Genomic DNA, 2,055 nt, shown 5'->3' with positions numbered 1-2,055 from the left:
AACAACTCCAAGAGGTTGTAATGAAAATTAATACTCGCCCAAGGAAAATACTAAATTATCAGACAGCTGAAGAAGTCTTTATTAATTAGTGATTTAAGGTTTGGTGCACTTGGAACCTGAATTCGGGGAAGACGTAAAAGATAAAATACGAGCCAACTATATACCTGTGTTGGCTAGAACAACTGAGAGTGGAACAACTACTTATTCAAAAATTGTTCATGTTAGAGGTGGCAGACCACAAATACCTCGTGGTAAAGCTGCCAGAGTGACTCAAATTAATGGTGGCTAATGTAATGCGGGATTACCCAAATCGTGAAGGAAAATTAAAACAATTCTATGCGAATAGAATGGGCATGTTAGCGCATGATGAAAATGTTATTGAATCGAAAATGCTTGGATCGCAAAAGCTTGAACATGAACAATTGAAAAGAATATCAAATAGTTTAATAAACCGTGGGATAGAATTATCAATCTGCCAGTTTTCACTCGGACATAGTATTGACACAATAAGAGAAACAGTCGAGCGGACTATCACTTACTATCTTAAAACAGACAATGAGTGGAGTAGCTATCCACATAGTGTATATACCTTAGTCAAACTTATTTCATTGGCTATTTTGGTCGATGTTAGTGATAAAGCGTGGGCATTATTGGCTGAAAAATGGCAATTTAGCGGCAGTAATGGTCATATATTGGCAAAACTGTTGAGTTACCGTTCAAACAATATACAACTAGGTCAAGATGTTCGCGTTAATAATTTATTCGGTCAACTTTTGACTATCTCAAATATTAGTGACGATTGTGAATTTTTAGAAGAACTGAAAAAGTATTCTAAAAAATGGTACATCCGTTATAAAGGCTTACATTGGTATAATAGCCACAATGATGATTATCATATAGGTTATTTTGGGTACTGGGCAGTAGAAGCCGCTGCTGTTGCAAAAATGCGTGGTATAAGCCTAAAAAACACTCATTTTGGTAAATATTTTCCTTATGGTTTTTTTGACCTACCAGAACAGTTACCGAAAGAAAAGGGCGTTAAAAAAGAGCTTCAACAAAAAGAGCAGGCATTAAATACAGTCACTTACCCTGGCTTAACTCGACTAACTCTATCGCTTGATGGTGCTTGGCTAAATGAGAGTGAGCAACGCTTATCATTAATCACCCATGATGAAGGTTTGGAGTGTGCCGGCACTGTGTACCAAAGTGACGAAAATACATTAGACTCATTTGCGTCAGGGAGGTATGAAGCATTAATGAAGCATATGCCATGGTATAAACGGGTTGGAGTTGAAAATGAACGAAACCTCCCCATTGGCACTGTTAAAGAACAATTGATGCAAGGCGTTTGGAAAGGCGAAACTGAAGTCACTTCTTACATGGTATACGCTTTAAAATTTGACAAATATTTTATGGGTTTAACGTTTACCTTTATGGAAAAAGATAAAACACACTGCTTACCTATAATAGAGCGTTTGCTGGAGTCGATTCGTTATGAATAAAAGATTTAAGTATTTTTTTTGAAGCTAAAAAATATATACATAATCATTTTATTGTGTCTGCTGGCATCATGCAGCTCACATTATTCATCTTTAGAAGATAGCGGTAGAGTTTACGGTTATTCTGAAACGCAAATTGCGGCAGAAACTTATTCGTTGTTTTATCTGGGAAGTAGAAGAGAGGAAACAAAGATGACACCCATACTAAAATTTGTATTTTTCATGTTTTTTACTAGCTTTAGGTTAGTATGAAAAATAAACAGGGCGTTCTATGGCTATTGCAAGAAAGCGTCAAATAAGTTTGGTTGATACAAAGTATTATCACTGTATTTCACGTTGCGTTCGTCGTGCTTTTTTGTGTGGTGAAGACCGTTTTACAGGCCAGTCTTTTGAGCATCGCAGAGGCTGGGTTGAAGATAAGCTGATTGAATTAGCCAAGGTATTTTGCATTGATGTATGTGCTTATGCTGTTATGAGCAACCACACGCACCTAGTGTTGTATGTTGATGATAAAAAAGCGAATCGGCTAAATGATAAAGCGATTGTTATTCGCTGG

General features: G+C 36.6%; 2 protein-coding genes. Both read left to right on the top strand.

Features of this window, described 5'->3' with window-relative positions; genetic code table 11:
* Positions 1–278: 278 nt before the first annotated feature.
* Positions 279–1,502, top strand: a complete 1,224-nt coding sequence (locus A7967_RS21990; protein ID WP_082379084.1) for a PoNe immunity protein domain-containing protein — start codon at positions 279–281, stop codon at positions 1,500–1,502.
* Positions 1,503–1,770: 268 nt separating this feature from the next.
* Positions 1,771–2,055: transposase (locus A7967_RS21985; RefSeq protein ID WP_501193732.1), on the top strand; the 285-nt coding region annotated here is incomplete at its 3' end.

The organism is Pseudoalteromonas neustonica (genome assembly GCF_001653135.1).
Taxonomy (GTDB): domain Bacteria; phylum Pseudomonadota; class Gammaproteobacteria; order Enterobacterales; family Alteromonadaceae; genus Pseudoalteromonas; species Pseudoalteromonas neustonica.
Note: the sequence above shows the minus strand (reverse complement) of the source record. Positions and strands in the feature narration are given on the sequence as shown.